We start from the raw sequence: 18,844 nt of genomic DNA on the forward strand, positions 1-18,844 counted from the left end.
CGGCGCTAGCCGGCGAACGTCATGACGTAGGTGCGGGTGCGGCTCTTGCCCGCCTTGCCGCGCGGGCGGCCCTTGACCGCGCCGACGCCCATGCTCGTGAAGCGGTGGTGCAGGATCGCGCGGGAGTGGATCGGCCGCGTCATCCAGGCGCGCACGATGCGGCGCGGCGTCGCGCCCGCGTTGAGCCCGTCGCCCATGATCTCGCCGTAGGTCCAACGCGACCTGCCGGCGGCCCAGCCGGACTTCTTGACGCGCTTCATGAGCCCGCCGTGCGCCGGCGAGGTGTGGCCGATGAAGCGGTACTTGACGAGGTCGGCGGCGTGGACCGCGGCGACCCGCGAGAGCTTCGACGAGTAGCGCATGGCGGGCAGGCCGCGCTTGGCCCGCTCGCTGTTGACCAGGCACAGGAGCGCCTTGCGCGCGGCCTTCGTGTTGGTCCAGGAGTCGGCCCCCGGGCAGCTGGCGGCCTTCTTCGCCTTGGCGCCAGGCGCCGCCGGCGCAGCGGCCGGGCGTACGGCGACCACCGCCAGGGCGGCTAGGAGTGCAGCGATGATGGCGGCGGCGAAGCCAGCACGGATCGGCATGGTGAACCTCATGTCGTCCTCCTCGTGTTGGACGGTTCGACGCACGTGATCACCGTCCTCCGGACAACGGCACGCGCGCGCGGTGGCCGACGGCGTCCCCCAACGCAGCCGGGTCGAGCAGCCGCACACCTTACGAGACCGGGCGGCGGCACGCGGTGACCCGCGTTTGAGTACCCCCGGATCGTGGGCACAACGCGCCGGCAAGTTCGCGGTAGGAACGGTTGGGTAGGGTCCGGCGCATGTCGCTCGACCGGCCAGTCGCCCCCGATCCGTACGACCTGCTGCCTGCGGTCCCGTCGTTCACGCTCGAGAGCGACGACCTCGCCGACGGGCAGCCTCTCGACGCGAAGTTCGCGCACGGCAGCGCGGGCGGCGAGAACGTGTCGCCGCACCTGCGGTGGTCCGGCTTCCCGGCCGAGACCGAGGCGTTCCTCGTCACGTGCTTCGACCCGGACGCGCCGACCGGCAGCGGGTTCTGGCACTGGGTCCTCTTCAACGTCCCCGCGTCGGTCACCGAGCTCCGGCAGGGCGCGGCGGCCCCCCAGGGCGCCGGCGAGGCGCGCAACGACTACGGCGAGAGCGGCTACGGGGGCGCGTCGCCGCCGCCCGGCGACCGCGAGCACCGCTACGTCTTCGCGGTCCACGCGCTGAAGGCCAGGCTCGAGGTCGACGAGACCGCCACGCCCGCCTACGTCGGCTTCAACGCGACGTTCAACGTCCTCGCGCGCGCGACGCTCCGCGCGACCTTCCAGGTGCAGGGATGAGCGAGCGCGTCAGCGTCGCCGTCGCCGACCACGTCGCGACGGTCACCCTCACCCGGCCGGACAAGCACAACGCGCTCGACGGCGCGATGTTCCAGGGCATCCTCGCGGCGGCCGCCGAGGTCGCCGCCACGCCCGGCGTGCGCGCGGTCGTCCTGCACGGCGAGGGCAAGAGCTTCTGCTCGGGCCTCGACGTCGCGTCGCTGATGAGCGGCGGCGACGGGATCGGGATGCAGGACCTGCTGGAGCGCGGCGGCCACCGCGGCAACCTCGCGCAGCGGGTCGCGATCGACTGGCTCGACCTGCCGGTCCCCGTCATCGCCGCGCTCCACGGCAACGTGTTCGGCGGCGGGCTGCAGATCGCGCTCGGCGCCGACATCCGCATCGCGGCGCCCGACGCGAAGCTGAGCGTGATGGAGGCCAAGTGGGGCCTCGTGCCCGACATGGGCATCACCTCGACCCTTCCCCGGCTCGTCCCGATCGACGTCGCCAAGGAGCTGACGTACACCGCCAAGGTCGTCTCCGGCGAGGAGGCGGCGGCGCTCGGGCTCGTCACGCGCACGGCGGACGACCCGCTGGCGGCGGCGCAGGAGCTCGCGCGCGAGATCGCCGGGCGCTCCCCCGACGCGGTGCGCGCGGCCAAGCGGCTCTACGACGAGACGTGGAGCGGCGCGGACGCCGCGGCGGCGCTCGTGCTGGAGACGGAGCTGCAGGTCGGCCTGCTCGGCTCCCCCAACCAGATCGCGGCGGTGACGGCCGGCATGACCAAGCAGCCGGGCGAGTTCACCGACCCCGAGCCCGCGCGCGCCACGACCTGAGCCGTTCGTCCACGGGCGGCGCCGTGGTTGACGCAGGACACACGGAAGTGGATCGTGCGCATCCACACTCGGAGGTGTCATGGACCTCTCCACCGCCCGCCTCCTCCACCACGCCGCCGCTCCGCGGGCCGCGGGCGAGGAGCACCCCAACTACTACGTCGGCCGCCGCTCGGTGGCGATCGGCGGCGCCACCGTCAACCTCACGGTCCAGGCCGTCGGCCGGCACGCCGTCCGCGACCTGCGCCACCACCGGCGCTGGTCGATGGAGCCGTTCGACTGGGCCGTGCAGTCGGCGGGGTCGATCGAGCTGGCGTACGCGCTGCTCGAGGACCTGACCGGGATGTACCCGAGCGTCGAGCTGTGCGCGGAGCTCGTCGCCGAGGTGCTCGTGCACCTGCCCGCCGACGGGTTCGTCCTCGCGGACATGGACCTGCTCGGCTGGCTCGAGTCGCGCAGCGACCGCTAGCGGCGCCGGCGCTTCTTCTTCTTGCTGCGCGGGTGCGCCTCGCGGGCCGCGCGGCGCACCTCGGCCACCTGCCGCTCGCGCTCCAGCCGCTCCTCCTCCGCCTTCGCGTGCGCGCGCTTGCGCACCGTCCGCTGGAGCAGGAAGACGCTCCCGAGCGCGCCGAACTTCAGCGCGCCGTAGACCGGCGTGCCGGGCGTCAGGGCGTGGCGGACTCCGTGGAGCATCTGCGGCTCACGGTAGCGACCCGCCGCGCTGCTCACACAGCGCGTCGCGCCGCGCGTTGGTGAACGGCCCGCCGATGGGGAACGCGGCCTCGATCAGGCGCGCCCACGCCGTCGCGTTCGCCTCGATCGACGCCGCCACCCGCGCGCGCTGCGCAGCGGTGCGGGCGAGCGTGAGCCGCTCGGCGTTGCGCCACACCCCCTCGCGCCACGCGGCGATCGCCTGGAACTCGAGGAACCCGTCGAGCGCCGTCGGCAGGTCGTAGTCCGCGAGCGCCGGGTCGTCGGTCCGCGCCGCCTGCGCGAGCACGTCGTCGTACGAGGCGTTGAGGACCGCGTTGAACCGGTCGTGGTCGGGCTTGCGCGACGTGCCGTCGGGTGCCGTCAGGCCGATGCCCGCCAGCAGGTACGGCATGTCGCGCTGGACGTGCGCGTTGATCCCGAGCAGGAGGTTGGCGGCGCCCTGGACGCGGCGGTCGTCAGCGGCGTCGAACGCGATGCGCCACGCCTCCGGCACGTCCGCGCGGCGCCCCTCCTGCCAGGCGTCCTCCGCGTCGAAGTAGAGCTTCGCGAACACGGCGTCCTCGTGCGCGAGGTAGCGGTCGTCGTCGAAGTAGCCCGCCGGCAGGTCCGCGTACGTCTGGGTGACGAGCCGGTAGTTGCGCAGGAAGAGCGCGTTGTGGTCGCACCGAGCGTCGTGGGCGGCCAGCCGCCGGTCCATCTCCGCGAGCGTCGCGTCCACGCACTCCGGCGCGCCGTCCGCGCACACGTCGAACGTCGACGGCGTGAACCCGAGCGCCAGCGGCGGCAGCAGCGCCGGCCAGTTGACGAACGGCGGGTCCTCCCCGCGCGCCGTCGCCGGCACCACCGCGCACGCGCAGGCGCACGCCACCGCCAAGACCCCCAGGACCCGTCGCATGTGGCGAACGCTACGCGGGCGTCCGCCACGATGCGCCGGTTCCCGGAGCGTGCTCAGCGCAGGAAGTCGCGCATCTGCCGCCGCACCTCGGCGTAGCCCGGCCGCGTGCTCCCGTCGGGGTTCGTCAGGCCGGCGTCGAACCGGGCGGCGCAGCCGGCGCCGGTCCAGTTGTAGACGTAGCCGCGCCGCACGCCCGAGCGGCGGTACTTGCGCGCGAGCGAGAACATGCCCCGCAGCCGGCTCGCGGCACGCGACTGCGAGCACGGGAAGTTCGAGCCGAACTTGACGAGGCCGCCGGTCTCGGTGAACCAGAACTTCGTGCGGCGGTTGTACCTGCGCGACTGGCGGATGATGTTGCGCGTGAAGCGCGTGCGCTTGCGGTTGACGTCGCCGTAGTTGTGCAGGCCGACGATCGTCGCGCGCCGGCGCCAGGTCGAGGAGAGCGAGCGGTACCAGCTGCGCATGTACCGCTCGACGCCGGTCTGGTCGAGCACGTCGAGCGCGACGACGGCGCAGCCCGAGCAGCGCCGCTTGACGAGCCGGTACATCTCGCGGAAGTACTGCGCGGCCCGGCGCGGCGAGCGGTAGGTCGGCTGCGAGGCGTGGTTGGCCTCGTTCCACGTCCCGAACTCGCGGACGCCGAGCCCGCGGAAGTACCGCACGAGCCGCCCGACCTTGGACCGGTACGCGGAGACGCTCGGCAGCTTGGCCCGCTTGATGCGCAGGTCGTGGCTGGAGACGTGGAGGAAGACCGAGATGCCCGACCGGCGGGCGCGCTGCACGAACGCCCGCGCAGCGAGCCGCTGGCCTGCGTTGTCCATCGCGTTCCACGGGATGAAGTAGCGGACGCGCTTGAACTTCGCGCGCTGGAACGCGGGCTGGTCGAACATGGCGACCTGCTGGTCGCCGATGCCGACACGGATGCCCGTCCGCGCGCTCGCCGAGCCCGCCGGGACGAGCGCTGCGAGCGCGATCAGGACGCCGAGGAGGAGTGCTGCCGTGAGTCGTCGCATCGCCCCCGGAACCATCCGCATGGCTCCAGGTTGCGGTGCATCGCGCTAGCTGGCGCCGAAGGAGGAGACGAGGACCTCGCCGAGCAGCCGGCTCGCCTCGTCGCGGTCCATCCGGTCGGACGTCAGCTCGTCGGCCGTCGCGACGGCGGTGCCGCGCAGGATCGTGAGCATGAACGGGACCGGGATGTCGCGACGCAGCTCGCCGCGCTCCTGCGCGCCGGAGAACCACTCCAGGAACGGCTGGCTGTCCTCCTCGCTGGGGAGCCGGTCGCCCTGGAGCGAGCGGTGGTGCTCGAGGAACCGGTACCGGTCGCTCAGCGCGACCAGCTCGCGCGCCAGCCGGCGTAGGACGTCGGCCGCGCTGCCGCCCGGCTCGGACGCCGCGCGGATCGTGTCGCGGGACTCGGCCACGACGCGCTCGAACAGCGCGCGGACCAGGTCGTCGCGGGTCGCGAAATGGCGGTAGACGGTCGTCCGGCCCAGCCCGGACGCATCCGCGATGTCGCGCATGCTCGCCTGGGGTCGCTCGGCGAGAACGCTGATCGCGGTCTCGATCACCGTCTCGCGATTGCGCTGTGCGTCCGCCCGCTTGCGGGGACGGTTCTCAGCCATGCTCGCCGTCGTCGCCATGTGAAGCTCGCTCGTGCCGTGTGGTCGGTGTCATGTGGATCACCTCGGAACCACTAGTTAGCCGACCTTCGCAGAACTCATCCCTCCATGGTTGAGAAACTGCCCGCAAACCTCCCGCAAATCGCGCGCTGACTACTCGTCACGGACCGCACGAGCAAGCGGCACGAGCCTGTGATCCCCCGTGAACAGGTGCTGCCTGGCCCCGAGCGTGGTCAACACGGTGGTCACCACGACGGCGCCCAGGATGAGGTACATCAGCGCCAACTGCACGAGCACCGCGTCGAGCGGGTCGACCCCGGCCAGGATCAGGCCCGTCATCGCGCCCGGGAGGAACACGATCCCCAGGCCGCGGATGTTCTCGACCTGGGGGCTGATCGCCGTGCGCAGGATGCGGCGGATCATCGGCTGCGACGCGTCCACGGAGGAGAGCCCGAGCGCCAGGCGCGCCTCGATCTCCTCGCGCCGCGCCCCGACGTCGTCGCGCAGGAGCGTCGCCGCGACGATGCCCGACTTCAGCGCGTTCCCCACGAGCATCGCCGCGACCGGCACGACCGTGCGCCCCTCGACCGGGAAGATGCCGGTGCCGAACGCGATGCCGAGCCCGACCGCCGCGGTGCCCGTGGTCGACGCGAACGCGACGGGCAGCACGCCGGGGAGCTCGGGCGCGCGGCGCTGGATCGCCACCGAGGCGTACACGATGATCCCGGCGACCCAGAGCCAGGAGAGGGCGAGCGGCGCGTCGTCGCCGATCACCAACCCGAGCGCGGCGCCCGCGATGAGCATCTGCACGAGCGCGCGAGCGGACGAGCCGAGCACGTCGCGCTCCAGCCGCAGCCCGAGCCGCCACGACGCGCCGGCCGCCAGCGCGACCGCGAGCAGCGAGAGCGTGAGCCCCAGCCACCCGATGTCGGTCGCGCTCGACACGCCTCAGCCCACGGTCACGTGGCCGTGGTCGAGCGCGATGCGCGCGTCCGCGACCCGGTCGACCTGCGCGGGGTCGTGGCTGACGAGGACGACCGGGACGCCGCGCGCGGCCTCGCCGCGGATCAGCCGCTCGAGCGCGTGCGTGGCCTCCGCGTCGAGCGACGAGGTCGGCTCGTCCATCAGCAGCGTCTCGGGGTGCGTCGCGAGCGTCCGGGCCAGGCACACGCGCTGCTGCTCGCCGCCCGAGAGCGTGTCGCCGACGCGGTCGAGCACGTCGTCGTGCAGCTCGCACCGGTCCAGCAGCGCGCGCAGCTCGTCGTCGGTGGCGTCCGGCGCGGCGACGTGGAGGTTGTCGCGCACGGTGCCGGCGAACATCAGCGGCCGCTGGAAGACCATCCCGACGCGGCGGCGGTGCTGGAGCACGTCGACCGTCGCGAGGTCCGCCCCGCGGTAGCGCACGACGCCCGCGTCCGGCGCGATCAGCCGGTTGCCGAGCCGCAGCAGCGTCGACTTGCCCGCGCCGGAGGGGCCGACGATCGCGGTGACGCCCGCGTCGGGCACCGCGGCGGTGACGCCGTCGAGCCGCGGGCGGTCGGCGCCGCGGACGGTGACCTGGTCGAAGGAGAGCGGCACGGCCGGGCGGATGATGGCGTGTGGCGCGGCGGCGCGCGGCCGCTGGGCGGCGCGGGCGCGACGGTTAGCCTCCGGCGGCGTGCCGCTCCCCGACGACGTCGAGCGCCTCGTCGCGCTGACCACCGAGCTGACGCGCATCCCCGCGCCGACCTTCGCCGAGGGCCCGCGCGGCGACGACGTGGCGGCGCGGTTCGCGGCGGCGGGCGTCACGCGGGTCGAGCGCGACGCGCTGGGCAACGTGCTGGCGTGGATCGGGCCCGCGGCCGGCGGCGACGACGGCGAGCCGCCCGCGGTCTTCTCCGCGCACCTCGACACGGTCTTCGGACCCGAGGTCGCGCTCGACGTCCGGCGGGACGGCGACGAGGTGCTGCACGGCCCGGGCGTGGGCGACGACACGGTGGCCGTGGCGGCGCTGGTGCTCCTCGCGGAGGAGCTCGTCGCGGCGCCGCCGGCCCGGCCGCTCCTGCTCGCCGCGACCGTCGGCGAGGAGGGTCTGGGCGACCTGCGCGGCGCCAAGCACCTCCTCGCAACCGTCCCGGCGCGCGCGTTCGTCGCGCTGGAGGGCCACATGCTCGACGACGTCGTCACCGGCGCGGTCGGCTCGGTGCGCCTGCGCGCCCGCTACCGCGGCCCCGGCGGCCACTCGTGGAGCGACCGCGGCACGCCCAGCGCCGTGCACGCCGCGCTGACGTGCGGCGCCGCCGCGGTGCGTGCCGTCCCCGCTGGCCGCCACGTCAACGTCGGGACGGTCGGCGGCGGCACGACGGTCAACGCGATCGCGCAGGAGGCCGAGCTGGTCGTCGACCTGCGCGACGAGGACGAGCGGACGCTGGGCGCGACGACCCGCGCCGTCGAGCGTGCGCTCGCCGCGGTGCCGCCGGGCATCGCCGCGGAGGTCGAGCGGATCGGCCACCGCCCCGCCGGCCGCACGGCGCCCGGCTCCCCGCTGCTGCGGGTCGTCCGCGACGCGCGCGCCGCGCTCGGTCTGCCGCCCGCGCGCGACGACGTCTCCTCGACCGAGTGCAACGCCGCCTACGCCGCCGGCGTCCCGACCACCGGCATCGGGCTCACCCGCGGCGCCGACGCGCACCGGCCGACGGAGTGGATCGCGCTGCCGCCGCTCGCGGACGGGCTCGCGCTCCTGCGGGCGGTCGCGCGCGCGATCTAGGTGGCGAAGTCCGGCCGCACGTCGCGGCGCACGTGCTCGGCGCGGCCCTTCGGCTCCTCCCAGTCCTCCTGCCGCCCGAGCGCGGTCAGGTCCAGCCAGGCGTACGAGCCGCCGAGCCACTCGCTGCCGCGCGCGTACGTCGAGTACGTGTGGAAGACGCGGCCTGAGTCGCGCAGGAAGAAGCTCGTGCCGGGCATCTCGTACGGGCCGTCCCAGTCGACCTTCACGTAGTTGTAGGTGTCCTGGCCGGGCGTCGCGGGGTCGACGCGCACGCCGTAGTCGGCGTTGAAGTCGCTGCCGTACGAGGAGACGAACGGGAACGTCCACCCGCGCTTGGCCTTGTACCGCTCGATCTTCGGCAGCGGCGCGGCGCCGACCACCACGAGGCCGGTGTTGCGGACGGCGAGGTGGCGGATCAGGCCGTCGTTGATCTCGTCGGCGCCGGCGGTGCAGCTCGGGCAGCCGTCCTCCCACTCGGGCTCGAACATGAAGTGGCGCACCGCGAGCTGGAGGTGGTCGCCGAACAGCTCCCGCAACGTGGCGGGGCCGTCCGGCGTGTCGAAGACGTACTCCTTCTCCACCTCGACCATCGGCAGCCGCCGCCGGTCGGCGGAGAGCGCGTCGCGGGCGCGCTGGAGCTCCTTCTCGCGCACCAGCAGCGCCTTGCGCGCCTCCAGCCACTCCTCGCGGGAGACGATCTCAGGAAGGCTCATGCTCCCTATGACCGCCCGCGGGCCCGCGACTCATCGGCCCCCGGCGGCGATCCCCTCCGACGCGGGCCTGCCGTAGGCCTCGGGGTGCAGGTAGCGGCCGCGCTCGGCGCCGGTCTTGCGCTCGACGACCGGCGTGCGGTGGGCCTGCGCGTACGCGTCCTCGCGGGTGCCCGTGACCTGCCAGCTGACCTTCACGCGCGGCTCGTCGGTGCGGATGCGGAACGCGCGGCCGCGCAGCTCCTCCCACACGACGGCCTTGGCGAACGAGCGGCCGAGGACCGTGAGCTGGTAGCGGAAGTCGCGGTTGAGCGCGTCGAACCAGTCAGGCATCGTCACCGTTGCGAACCCGTCAGCGTCGGTGGTGACGACGCCGTCGTAGAGGTTCTTCATGTCCGGCGACTCGACGAACGAGTGCGACAGGTACTCCTCCTCCGGGTTCGCCGGGTTGTCGATCCTGAAGGTGCCCGCCGACTTGGTGAGCGTGCCTTGGACGTCGACGTCGCCCTCGAACCGGGCCGCGTCAGAGGTCGGGTCGGACGCGGTCGCCCGCAGCGCGACGCTGTTCGGGCCGAACACCGCGGCCCGGACGCCGGTGCCGTTCGCGACGAAGTTCGGCGCCCAGCCCATCACGCCGGCCTCGCCGGTACCGGCGTTCGTGCTCCCCTCCACGCCCGTCCCCCGCTCGCTGTTGGCGTTGAGCCCGTTGCCGGAGCCCTCGGAGATGGCGACCGACGCGGCGCCGGTGCCGGACGCGTTGCTGGCGTAGGCGAGCACGCCGTAGCCGCCGGTGCCGGACGCGACCCCGAAGACGCCGGCAGTGCCGAAGTTCGCGTACTGGCTGCCCACCTCGCCGCGAAGGGCGGGGCCGGTGGTCGTGCTCGACGTCTTGCGCGCTGCGATGGCCGGGGCGTCGCCGCCGGCGGCCGTGCTGGTGATCGAGAACAACGGGTCGGTGAGCGCGCTCGACAGCGCGAACGGCAGCGTCACCTGGCCGTCCGCGCCCGCAGGGCCCGCCGGCCCCACCGGACCTGCCGGACCGACGGGACCCGCGGGGCCCGTCGCACCGCTCGGGCCGTTCGCGCCCGGCGCCCCGTTGTCGCCCTTCGGCCCCGCGGGCCCGCCGGCGCCCGTGTCGCCCTTCGCCCCGGCCGGCCCGGTCGCGCCCACGCGACCGTCCTTGCCGTCAGGGCCCGGCTTGCCGTCCTTGCCCGCCGGCCCCTGCGGCCCGCGCACGTTCCACGAGATCTTGCGCTGCCCGCGCGGGCAGGCACGCTTGGCGCTCGTGAGGTTGAGCGTCTTGTAGTCCTGCGTGACGCACGCGTAGAGGCGGATCGTGCTCGCCCCAGCATCCGCCTCCACGGCGCCCCCGGCGACCAACGCCGCTCCGACCGCTGCCGCCACGACGACCCGTCGCACCCGTCCCTGTCCCTGCACGTCCGCCTCGCTTCCGTCGGCGCGAGGCTCCGCCACCCCGCCCTAGCGGGGCGCGAGGATACCGGTTGCGTGACGCGGCGCCACTGCGCGGTGGCCGGTTGTCAGGCGGTGGTGCGGACGCCCGCGGCGTCGAGGAGGTCGTCGAACCGCGTGAGCTTCACGCGCGGGCGGCCCTGCGGCTCGCCGGCGGCCTTCTCGGCCGCGTCGATCGACTCCCAGCCCGCGTACGAGACGACCTCGGGCCGGCGCTCCTCCACCACCGCTGCGATCTCGTCGGCGTCGCGCGCGCCCGCATCCGCGAAGGCGCCTGCCGCGAGGTCGGCGAGCAGCGTCGTGACGGTGTCGGTCGCGCACTTCTTGTTCGTGCCGATGACGCCGGACGGGCCGCGCTTGATCCAGCCCGCGACGTAGGTCCGCTCCGCCCCGCGCACGCGCCCGTCGTCGTTGGGGATGAGGCCGCTGCGCTCGTCGAACGGCACCCCTGGGACGGCGACGCCGGTGTAGCCGATCGCGCGGAACACGATGCCCGCGTCGAGCACCTCGGTCTCGTCGGTCGCCTTCGCTCGCAGCGCGCCCGAGTCGTCGCGCGTCAGGACGTTGCGCACGACGCGCACGCCGGTCACGCGCCCGTCGTCGTCGCCGAGGATCTCGACCGGCGAGGTGAGGAACCGCAGCACGACGCGCTTGTGCTTGCCCGACGGCTCGCGCTGCGCGTACTCGTGGAGGATCTCCATGTTGCGCTTCGCGGTGCCCTCGAGCCCGTCGTCGTGGAACTCGGCCTCGATCTGCAGGTCGCCCGGGTCGACGACGACGTCCGCGTCGGTCAGCTCCCCCAGCTCCAGCAGCTCGGGGTTGGTGAACGCGGCCTGCTGCGGCCCGCGGCGGCCCAGGATCACGATCTCGCGGATGCCCGAGGCGTCGAACGCCTCGATCGCGTGGTCGGCGGTGTCGGTCGCAGCGAGCTCGTCGTGCGTGAGCGTGAGCATCCGCGCCACGTCGACCGCGACGTTGCCGTTGCCGACGACGATCGCCCGCTCGCCGGAGAGGTCGAACTCGTGGTCGCGGTAGTCCGGGTGGCCGTTGTACCAGCCGACGAACTCGGTGGCCGAGTGCGAGCCGCGCAGCTCCTCGCCGGGGATGCCGCTCTTGCGGTCCCCCGCGGTGCCGACCGAGTAGAGGACCGCGTGGTACCACGACGCGAGCTCCTCGTGGCTGACGTCGCGCCCGACCTCGACGTTGCCGAAGAAGCGGAAGCCCGGCTTCTTGGCGGTCTTCTCGTACACGCGCGAGACCGACTTGATCTTCGGGTGGTCCGGCGCCACCCCGCCGCGCACCAGGCCCCACGGGGTCGGCAGGCGCTCGTAGAGGTCGACCTCGACGGTGAGGTCCTTGTGGGACAGGAGCTGACCGGCCGCGTAGAAGCCCGACGGGCCGGACCCGACGATCGCGACGCGGAGCGGGCGCTCCTCGGTTCCAAGGGCAGAAGACTGGTCGGACATCCGGTGATTCACGATATACGGCGCGTGTCGCGCCCCGCGTTGCGCGGGGTAGTGATGTGCTGTTGATCACTGAGTCAACTCGAGGTCGTAATCTCGGTTGAACCGTCTGGAGCCAACGGAGGACCGGAACAAGCATGGCCACGAACGTCAGCGAGAAGGAAGCTCGTCAGGTCGCGGAGGCGGCCCGCGAGCAGGACTGGAAGCTGCCGAGCTTCGGCAAGGAGCTCTTCCTCGGCAACTTCAAGCTGGACCTGATCCACCCGCAGCCCAAGCTCGACCCGGCCGCGGTCGAGAAGGGCGAGAAGTTCCTCGCGGAGCTGCGCGAGTTCCTCGAGAACGAGGTCGATCCGCTCGAGATCGAGCGCGAGGCGCGCATCCCCGACCACGTCGTCGCCGGCCTGCAGAAGCTCGGCGCGATGGGCATGAAGGTGCCGGAGGAGTACGGCGGCCTCGGCCTCTCGCAGGTCTACTACAACCGCGCGCTGGCGCTCGTCGGCACCGCGCACTCGTCGCTGTCGACGCTCATGTCGGCGCACCAGTCGATCGGCGTCTCGCAGCCGCTGCTGACCTTCGGCTCCGAGGAGCAGAAGAAGAAGTGGCTGCCGCAGGTCGCCACCGACAAGATCTCCGCGTTCCTCCTCACCGAGCCGGACGTCGGCTCGGATCCGGCGCGCGTCGGCACGACCGCCGAGCCGACGCCGGACGGCAAGGGCTACAAGATCAACGGCCGCAAGCTGTGGGCGACGAACGGCGCGGTCGCCGACATCGTCGTCGTCATGGCCAAGGTGCCCAAGCGCGAGGGCGCCCGCGGCGGCATCTCCGCCTTCGTCCTCGACTACAAGACCGAGGGCGTCACGGTCGAGCACCGCAACCAGTTCATGGGCCTGCGCGGCATCGAGAACTCGGTCACGCTCCTCGAGGACGTCTACGTCCCGAAGGAGAACCTGATCGGGCGCGAGGGTGACGGCTTGAAGATCGCGCTCACGACGCTCAACACCGGGCGCCTGGCGCTGCCGGCGATCTGCGTCGGCATCGCGAAGTGGGCCACGAAGGTCGCCCGCGAGTGGTCGCGCGACCGCGTCCAGTGGGGCCGCCCGGTCGGCAAGCACGACGCCGTCGCGCAGAAGGTCGGCTACATCGCGGCGTCCGCGTTCGGCCTGGAGGCGATGCTCGACGTGTCGTCGCGCCTGGCCGACGAGAAGCGCAACGACATCCGCATCGAGGCCGCGATCGCCAAGCTGTACGGCTCGGAGATCGGCTGGAAGATCGTCGACGAGCTGATCCAGATCCGCGGTGGCCGCGGCTACGAGACGGCCGAGTCGCTGAAGGCGCGCGGCGAGCGGCCGATCCCGGTCGAGCAGGCGATGCGCGACATGCGCATCAACCGCATCTTCGAGGGCTCGACGGAGATCATGCACCTGCTGATCGCCCGTGAGGCCGTCGACCAGCACCTCGCGGTGGCCGGCGACATCATCGAGGGCGAGGGCGTCTCGCTCCAGGACAAGGCGAAGGCCGCCGTCGGCGCAGGCAAGTTCTACGCCACCTGGCTGCCGCAGCTCGCCGTCGGCGAGGGCCGCAAGCCCGGCTCGTTCCAGGAGTTCGGCCCGCTGGCCACGCACGTCCGCTACGTCGAGCGCGCGTCCCGCAAGCTCGCCCGCACGACGTTCTACGCGATGACCCGCTACCAGGCGGGCCTCGAGCAGAAGCAGCACGTGCTGGGCCGCATCGTCGACATCGGCGCCGAGCTCTTCGCGATCTCGTCCGCCGTCGTCTACGCGCAGACCATCGGGCAGGAGCAGCCGGCCCGCCGCGAGTCCGCGCTGGAGCTCGCCGACCTGTTCGCCAAGCAGGCCCGCCGCCGCGCGGACGACCTGTTCGCGTCGGTCTTCTCCAACGACGACGACGCGAACTACAAGCTCGCGCAGAAGGTCCTCGAGGGCCGCTACGAGTGGCTCGAGGAGGGCATCGTCGACCCGGCCGACCTCGGCGGGAGCGCCGGCGGCGCCACCGTCGCGGGCCAGCCCAAGCCGACGAAGGCCGCGGACGAGACCGCGGCCGAGGGCGGCGCGAACGGCAACGGCAAGGCGTCCGCGCCGGCCGAGGTCCAGTAGCGACCGCTCGTCGCCGGCCGACGCAGTGTGGTTCGCGGGGCGCCTTCGGGCGCCCCGCGGCCGTTCTAGACGTCGATCGGGAGCGGCGTGCCGCAGCTCGGGCAGGCGCCGTCGAGGACCGGGTCGCTCGCGTCGGCCTCGGCGAGCCAGAAGACCGCGTGGCGGCCGGTGCCGCTGACGCGGAACGCCTGGCCGCATTGGCAGGTCCAGGGCTCCGGGCCGCTCTTCGTCGTCGTCGTGCCGCCGGCGCCGCGGCGGTTGCGCAGCGCCGCGGCGACGCCGGCGACCGCGAGCACGATCAGCGCGGCGAGCGCGGCGGGCGGCAGCGGGCGCTCGTTCTTGCGTCTCATCCGGCCGGGCTACCCGGCGGCGGCGCCGTCAGACGGGCGGGAGGGCGCCGATCTCCGTGCCGCCGGCGACCCGGACGCGGTCGCGGCCGTCGGCCTTCGCGCGGTAGAGGGCGGCGTCGGCGGCCGCGAACTGCGTCTCGTAGTCGAACGGTTGGCCCGCGTCGGTGGCCGCGACGCCGAAGCTCATCGTGATGTGGAGGCCGTGGGAGGTGACCTCGGCGACCGCCGCGCGCAGGCGCTCGGCGATCTCCTCGGAGGTCGCGCGATCGGCGCCCGGGACGAGGACGAGGAACTCCTCCCCGCCCAGGCGGTAGACCGCGTCGAACGCGCGCAGCGCCTTGCGCAGGACGTACGCGACGTCCTTGAGGACCGCGTCGCCGACCGCGTGGCCGTGGGTGTCGTTGACGGCCTTGAAGCGGTCCAGGTCGCCGACGATGACGCCGATCGGGAAGCCGGTGATCTGCGACTGCTGCGCGAGCTCGGCGGTGCGCGCGGCCAGCGCCTTGCGGTTGAGCATCCCGGTGAGCGGGTCGATCACCGCGTCCGCGCGGGTCGCGACGTCCGAGCGCATGAGGACCGTGATGAGCATCGTCGAGGCGATCAGCAGCGCAAGCGGGGCGATGACCTTCGGCGGATGCTCGATCACGGCCTGCGCGTCGACGCCGAACGACACGCCGAGGAACAGGAGGACCGTGATGAAGAGCCCGGCGACGATGCCGCGCTCGGAGAACCGCGAGCCGAGCGTGACGAGCGGGATCACGAACCACGCCAGCGTCACCGCGTCCGGCCCGCCGGTGAGCGCGACGCTCAGCGCGATGATCACCTGCGACGCGCACCACGCGGCGAAGAGGCCGTACTCGGGCTTGGCCGCCCGGTCGATCCCTGCCTCCGCGACGCGGAAGACCACCGCGGCGAGCGCCAACGGCAGGATCGTCCACCATCCCAGCCACGGCCCGCACAGCAGGAGCGCCAGCGCCAGCACGCCGAACGCCGCCCGCCGGACGGGCCGGATGCGCCGGTCCATGTCGAGCATCCGCTCGCGGTCCGTCGCTTCGGGGAGCAGCCAGGACGTCTGCACGTGCCATGCATCGGCTCCGTGCGTGCCAACTTGAGACATGCGTCACAGACCGGACACCCTGCAAAACGGGCGCTTCTGTGCCGTTTCTCCGTGAACCGGTGCGTCAGGCGCGCACGAAGTCCAGCCGCGCGTCGGTGATGCTCGGCTCCAACTCGTGGATCTCGGCAGTGACGACGCCCTCGACGACGAACGGGTCGGCCGCCACGCGCGCCTCCAGCTCCTCCCGCAAGATCCCGTGCGCGACGATCGCGCCGCCGCCCTGCTGGGCGAGCGAGCCGACCACGAGGAACACGCCGTCCTCGACGCCCTGGCGGATCCACGCGCGGTGGGCGTCCAGGTGCTCGGGCGCGCGGTCGCGGTGGGCGGAGAACCTCAGGAAGACGATGAACATGCGGGCGGCTCCTTGCCGTCGGGGGTGGTGCTGAGGCAGGCGTCGAGCCACGCGTTCATGCGGTCGACCTCCTGCTGGATGAACGTCTCGTCGCCGAACGCCTGCGCGAGCGCGGCGACGCCCTGGCTGCGGGCGAGCAGGTGCATCGCGAGCGCGTCGGCATCCGCGCCCCGGCCCGCCTGCGTGAGCTGCTCGGCCAGCCAGGTTCGGAAGAGCGTGAAGAGCCCGCGCGCCTCGGGCTCGGCGGCGTGCCGGAGCTTGGCCAGCTCCGCGCACAGCGTCCCGACCGGGCAGCCGTAGCGCATGATGTCCGCGCGGTTCGTCATCCACATCTCGGTGAAGCTGCGGATCGCGTCCGCCGGCGTCTTCGCGTCGGCGGCCCACGCGTGGACCATCGCCTGCGTGCGCTCGAGGCGCCGCGCGATGACCGCGGTGAGCACCTCGTCCTTGGACGCGAAGTGGTACGTGACGTTGCCGCGGGAGATGCGCACGGCGCCGGCGATGTCGGCGAACGACGTGTGCTCGAACCCCTGCTCGTAGAAGAGCCGGTCGGCGGTGTCGACGATCTGGTCTCGGGTGGTCGCTGTCGCAGTCATCTAGGACGCTCGTCCTAGAGCGCGGTCCCGACTCTAGGACACGCGTCCTAGCCCGTCAAGCGGGCGCGTGCTTGAGTGGCGCGGGTGACCGTGTCCGACGACCTCGCCGCGCGCTTCGCCGCCGCCCGCCGCCCCGGGGCGCGTGAGGTGGCGCTGGAGGGGTTCCACGCGCTCAAGCACGCGCTGCGGTTCGGGGCGGCGGTCGCGCTCGCGGTGACCGCGGACCCCGACGGCACGCGAGGGCTGGCGGCCGCGCTCGCGCCGGACGTCGAGGACGAGCTCGACGCGCTGGTCGAGACGGTCGACCTCGCGACGCTGCGGGCGCTCGCGCCGCGCGCGCCCCACACGCAGGTGCTGGCGCTCGCGCGGCGGCCGGAGATCGACGTCCCCTCCGCTCTCGCCGCACATCGCGACGCCCCCGCGGTCCTGCTCGAGGATCCGCGCCACCTCGGCAACGTCGGCGCGGTCGTGCGCGTCGCCGCCGCCGCGGACGCGGCGGCGGTGCTGACGACCGGCGCGACGGACCCGTGGGACCCCCAGGCGCTGCGCGGCTCCGCCGGGCTGCACTACGCGCTGCCGGTGGCGCGCGTGGCGGCGCCCGCCCTGGACCTGCCGGGCGGCCACGTCTGCGCGGCGGCGGAGCTCGGCGCGCCCGGCGCGGGAGCCGCGGCGGCCGCGGCGGCGCTCGCGCGGGCGGCGGGACGGAAGCTGATCGCCCTGGACCCGGAGGCCGACGACCTCCTCGACGCCCTCCCGCCCGGCGCGCTCCTCGCCTTCGGGACCGAGCGCCACGGCCTCTCCGACGCGCTCCTGGCCGAGGCCGACGCGCGCATCAGGATCCCGATGCGCGCGGGCGTGTCGAGCCTGAACCTCGCTACGGCTGTGGCTGCGGTGCTGTACGCGGCGCCCCGGCCGTCGCCCCGCTGATCGCCGCCGCGGCGAGGCGGCCGGTGAAGACGCAGCCGCCGAGGAACGTGCCCTCCAGCGCGCGCTTGCCGTGCAGGCCGCCGCCGCCGAAGCCCGCGGCCTCCCCCACGGCGAAGAGCCCGTCGATCGCGGAGCCGTCCGGGCGCATCACGCGGCAGTCGAGGTTCGTCTGGATGCCGCCGAGCGACTTGCGCGCCATCGGCTGCAGGCGGATCGCGATCAGCCGCCCCGCCTTCGGGTCGCCCGCGATCTGCTGGAACTTGCACGTCCGCAGCCGGTCCCCGCGCCACGCCCGCAGCTGCGCGATGCGCCGCAGCTGATCGTCGTTGAAGAGGTTCTTGCCCCGCGCGATCGTCGCGTCGTACGCGCGCACGTCGCGCTCCAGCGCGTCCGCGTCCAGCGCCCCGTCGCGCGTGACCTCGCGCATCTTCTCGGCCAGCTCGGGCAGCGTGTCCGCGACGACGAAGTCCGGGCAGCGGTTCAGGAAGTACTTGAGCAGCGTCGGCTTGCCGAGCACGATCGACGCGACGAACCGCAGGAGGTTCTGCTCGCGGATCGACGGGTTGTGCTGCGCGCCGGACACGTCCAGCTCCCGCCGCGCGATCTTCTCGTTGCAGATCAGCCACGCGTACTTCTGCGGCGTCTCGCACATCTTCTCGAGCGCGTGGTAGTTGTCGAACGTGGGCATCACGGCAGGCCAGAACCGCTCGCCGTTCGGCTTCATCAGCAGCCCGCTGCGCGGCGGCACGAGCTTGAGCCCGTGCAGGGGCCGCTGGGGATCGGGGTGGCGCACCGCGTCGGCGTAGTTCCACATCCGGTCCAGGTGCGTCACGTTGCCGCCGATGCGCGTGACCTCCTCGTGCATCGCGCCGTCGGCGTAGTAGTGCGAGCCCATGAGGATGTGCTCGGGCGCCTCGCCCAGCTCCTCGGGCCACTCGCGGCGCACGATGTCGAGGTTGCCCCCGACGCCGCCCGCAGCAAGGACGACGGCCGCGGCGCGCAGCTGCCCGGAGTCGAGCTGCACGCCGGCCACACGACCGTCCTCCCCCTCCTCCACGAGCCCGGTCACGAGCGTCCGGAACCGGACGTCGAGGGCAGACCGGCGTGGATGAGCCTCGATCGCCTTCCACACCTGCTCGACCAGGGCCCGCCCCGTGCCCCAGGTCAGGTGGAAGCGCGGAACGCTGTTGCCGTCGCCGTCGATGCCGCGCTCGGCCCAGTTGACGACGGGGAAGAACTTGACGCCGAGCTCGCGCAGCCAGCCGCCGACCTCGTCGCGTGCCCGCGTCACGTAAGCCTCGGCCCACGCGCGCGGCAGCACGTCATCGCCCGAGAACTCGGCGATGCGCAGCCAGTCGCGGAGCGCGAGCTCGTGGCTGTCATGGATGCCGCCGCGGCGCTGCTCGGGCGAGTCGACCATGAACATCCCGCCGAACGCCTCCCGCGCGAGGCCGCCCAGCTCGTGCGGCTCGCAGCGGTCGAGGAGCACGACGTCCCGCCCCTGGTTGAGCAGCTCGAGGGTGGTGACCAGGCCGGCGATCCCGGCCCCGACCACGACGACGTCGGCACGTTCTTCCATGCCGCACCAGGCTCGCGGCTCGCCGCCGC

The 18,844-nt window shown here is 73.4% G+C and carries 21 protein-coding genes; 6 read left to right on the forward strand and 15 right to left on the reverse strand.

Annotation, left to right across the window (positions count from 1 at the left end; translation table 11 throughout):
* Positions 1 to 5: 5 nt before the first annotated feature.
* Entirely contained in the window at positions 6 to 584 is a 579-nt protein-coding gene (locus AC1UE5_RS04505) for a CAP domain-containing protein (protein ID WP_482920883.1), read from the reverse strand.
* A gap of 239 nt (positions 585 to 823) precedes the next feature.
* Here AC1UE5_RS04505 and AC1UE5_RS04510 point away from each other — a divergent pair, with 239 nt between their 5' ends.
* From AC1UE5_RS04510 to AC1UE5_RS04520, 3 genes are all read left to right on the forward strand, one after another.
* Entirely contained in the window at positions 824 to 1,348 is a 525-nt protein-coding gene (locus tag AC1UE5_RS04510) for a YbhB/YbcL family Raf kinase inhibitor-like protein (RefSeq protein WP_482920884.1), read from the forward strand.
* The gene (locus AC1UE5_RS04515) at positions 1,345 to 2,163 is read left to right on the forward strand and encodes a crotonase/enoyl-CoA hydratase family protein (RefSeq protein ID WP_482920885.1); all 819 of its coding nucleotides are present in this window, start codon (positions 1,345 to 1,347) and stop codon (positions 2,161 to 2,163) included. The genes AC1UE5_RS04510 and AC1UE5_RS04515 overlap by 4 nt, the downstream gene beginning before the upstream one ends.
* 79 nt (positions 2,164 to 2,242) lie before the next feature.
* A complete protein-coding gene (locus tag AC1UE5_RS04520; protein ID WP_482920886.1) occupies positions 2,243 to 2,629 on the forward strand; it encodes a DUF6166 domain-containing protein in 387 nt (128 codons plus the stop codon).
* Here AC1UE5_RS04520 and AC1UE5_RS04525 read toward each other — a convergent pair.
* The 6 genes from AC1UE5_RS04525 to AC1UE5_RS04550 all read right to left on the reverse strand — a co-directional run bounded on the left by AC1UE5_RS04525 (position 2,626) and on the right by AC1UE5_RS04550 (position 6,969).
* The gene (locus AC1UE5_RS04525; protein ID WP_482920887.1) at positions 2,626 to 2,853 is read right to left on the reverse strand and encodes a hypothetical protein; all 228 of its coding nucleotides are present in this window, start codon (positions 2,851 to 2,853) and stop codon (positions 2,626 to 2,628) included. The genes AC1UE5_RS04520 and AC1UE5_RS04525 overlap by 4 nt on opposite strands.
* Before the next feature lie 7 nt (positions 2,854 to 2,860).
* A complete protein-coding gene (locus tag AC1UE5_RS04530; protein ID WP_482920888.1) occupies positions 2,861 to 3,769 on the reverse strand; it encodes a DUF5995 family protein in 909 nt (302 codons plus the stop codon).
* A gap of 53 nt (positions 3,770 to 3,822) precedes the next feature.
* Positions 3,823 to 4,782, reverse strand: coding sequence for a glycosyl hydrolase (locus AC1UE5_RS04535; RefSeq protein ID WP_482920889.1), 960 nt, complete (start codon positions 4,780 to 4,782; stop codon positions 3,823 to 3,825).
* Between the two features lie 45 nt (positions 4,783 to 4,827).
* Positions 4,828 to 5,394, reverse strand: coding sequence for a TetR/AcrR family transcriptional regulator (locus AC1UE5_RS04540; protein WP_482920890.1), 567 nt, complete (start codon positions 5,392 to 5,394; stop codon positions 4,828 to 4,830).
* A gap of 150 nt (positions 5,395 to 5,544) precedes the next feature.
* Positions 5,545 to 6,336: an ABC transporter permease gene (locus AC1UE5_RS04545; RefSeq protein WP_482920891.1), complete on the reverse strand. Its 792-nt coding sequence runs from the start codon at positions 6,334 to 6,336 to the stop codon at positions 5,545 to 5,547.
* Between the two features lie 3 nt (positions 6,337 to 6,339).
* Positions 6,340 to 6,969, reverse strand: a complete 630-nt coding sequence (locus AC1UE5_RS04550; RefSeq protein WP_482920892.1) for an ABC transporter ATP-binding protein — start codon at positions 6,967 to 6,969, stop codon at positions 6,340 to 6,342.
* A gap of 79 nt (positions 6,970 to 7,048) precedes the next feature.
* Between AC1UE5_RS04550 and AC1UE5_RS04555 the strand changes: the two genes are divergently transcribed.
* Positions 7,049 to 8,137: a M20/M25/M40 family metallo-hydrolase gene (locus AC1UE5_RS04555; RefSeq protein ID WP_482920893.1), complete on the forward strand. Its 1,089-nt coding sequence runs from the start codon at positions 7,049 to 7,051 to the stop codon at positions 8,135 to 8,137.
* On the opposite strand, the gene AC1UE5_RS04560 is transcribed toward AC1UE5_RS04555, so the two are convergent.
* From AC1UE5_RS04560 to AC1UE5_RS04570, 3 genes are all read right to left on the reverse strand, one after another.
* Complete coding sequence (locus tag AC1UE5_RS04560; RefSeq protein WP_482920894.1) at positions 8,134 to 8,850, reverse strand: DUF899 domain-containing protein; 717 nt, start codon at positions 8,848 to 8,850, stop codon at positions 8,134 to 8,136. The two genes, AC1UE5_RS04555 and AC1UE5_RS04560, sit on opposite strands and share 4 nt — an antisense overlap.
* A 30-nt stretch (positions 8,851 to 8,880) precedes the next feature.
* Entirely contained in the window at positions 8,881 to 10,209 is a 1,329-nt protein-coding gene (locus AC1UE5_RS04565; RefSeq protein WP_482920895.1) for a hypothetical protein, read from the reverse strand.
* A 176-nt stretch (positions 10,210 to 10,385) separates the two neighbouring features.
* The gene (locus tag AC1UE5_RS04570) at positions 10,386 to 11,783 is read right to left on the reverse strand and encodes an FAD-dependent oxidoreductase (RefSeq protein ID WP_482920896.1); all 1,398 of its coding nucleotides are present in this window, start codon (positions 11,781 to 11,783) and stop codon (positions 10,386 to 10,388) included.
* A gap of 134 nt (positions 11,784 to 11,917) precedes the next feature.
* On the opposite strand from AC1UE5_RS04570, the gene AC1UE5_RS04575 reads away from it, so the two are divergent.
* On the forward strand, positions 11,918 to 13,894 hold the full coding sequence (locus AC1UE5_RS04575; RefSeq protein WP_482920897.1) for an acyl-CoA dehydrogenase family protein: 1,977 nt from the start codon (positions 11,918 to 11,920) through the stop codon (positions 13,892 to 13,894).
* A gap of 65 nt (positions 13,895 to 13,959) precedes the next feature.
* Here the strand turns inward: AC1UE5_RS04575 and AC1UE5_RS04580 are convergent, their stop codons facing one another.
* The 4 genes from AC1UE5_RS04580 to AC1UE5_RS04595 form a co-directional block, all read right to left on the reverse strand.
* Positions 13,960 to 14,244: a hypothetical protein gene (locus tag AC1UE5_RS04580; RefSeq protein ID WP_482920898.1), complete on the reverse strand. Its 285-nt coding sequence runs from the start codon at positions 14,242 to 14,244 to the stop codon at positions 13,960 to 13,962.
* A gap of 28 nt (positions 14,245 to 14,272) precedes the next feature.
* On the reverse strand, positions 14,273 to 15,322 hold the full coding sequence (locus AC1UE5_RS04585) for a GGDEF domain-containing protein (RefSeq protein ID WP_482920899.1): 1,050 nt from the start codon (positions 15,320 to 15,322) through the stop codon (positions 14,273 to 14,275).
* A 103-nt stretch (positions 15,323 to 15,425) separates the two neighbouring features.
* Complete coding sequence (locus tag AC1UE5_RS04590) at positions 15,426 to 15,713, reverse strand: YciI family protein (RefSeq protein ID WP_482920900.1); 288 nt, start codon at positions 15,711 to 15,713, stop codon at positions 15,426 to 15,428.
* Positions 15,695 to 16,309, reverse strand: a complete 615-nt coding sequence (locus tag AC1UE5_RS04595; protein ID WP_482920901.1) for a TetR/AcrR family transcriptional regulator — start codon at positions 16,307 to 16,309, stop codon at positions 15,695 to 15,697. Before AC1UE5_RS04595 ends, AC1UE5_RS04590 begins: the two co-directional genes overlap by 19 nt.
* Before the next feature lie 90 nt (positions 16,310 to 16,399).
* Here AC1UE5_RS04595 and AC1UE5_RS04600 point away from each other — a divergent pair, with 90 nt between their 5' ends.
* Positions 16,400 to 17,236, forward strand: coding sequence for a TrmH family RNA methyltransferase (locus tag AC1UE5_RS04600; RefSeq protein ID WP_482921488.1), 837 nt, complete (start codon positions 16,400 to 16,402; stop codon positions 17,234 to 17,236).
* On the opposite strand, the gene AC1UE5_RS04605 is transcribed toward AC1UE5_RS04600, so the two are convergent.
* Positions 17,184 to 18,815: an FAD-binding dehydrogenase gene (locus AC1UE5_RS04605; RefSeq protein WP_482920902.1), complete on the reverse strand. Its 1,632-nt coding sequence runs from the start codon at positions 18,813 to 18,815 to the stop codon at positions 17,184 to 17,186. The two genes, AC1UE5_RS04600 and AC1UE5_RS04605, sit on opposite strands and share 53 nt — an antisense overlap.
* Between the last annotated feature and the right edge of the window lie 29 nt (positions 18,816 to 18,844).

The organism is Parviterribacter multiflagellatus (assembly GCF_056863265.1).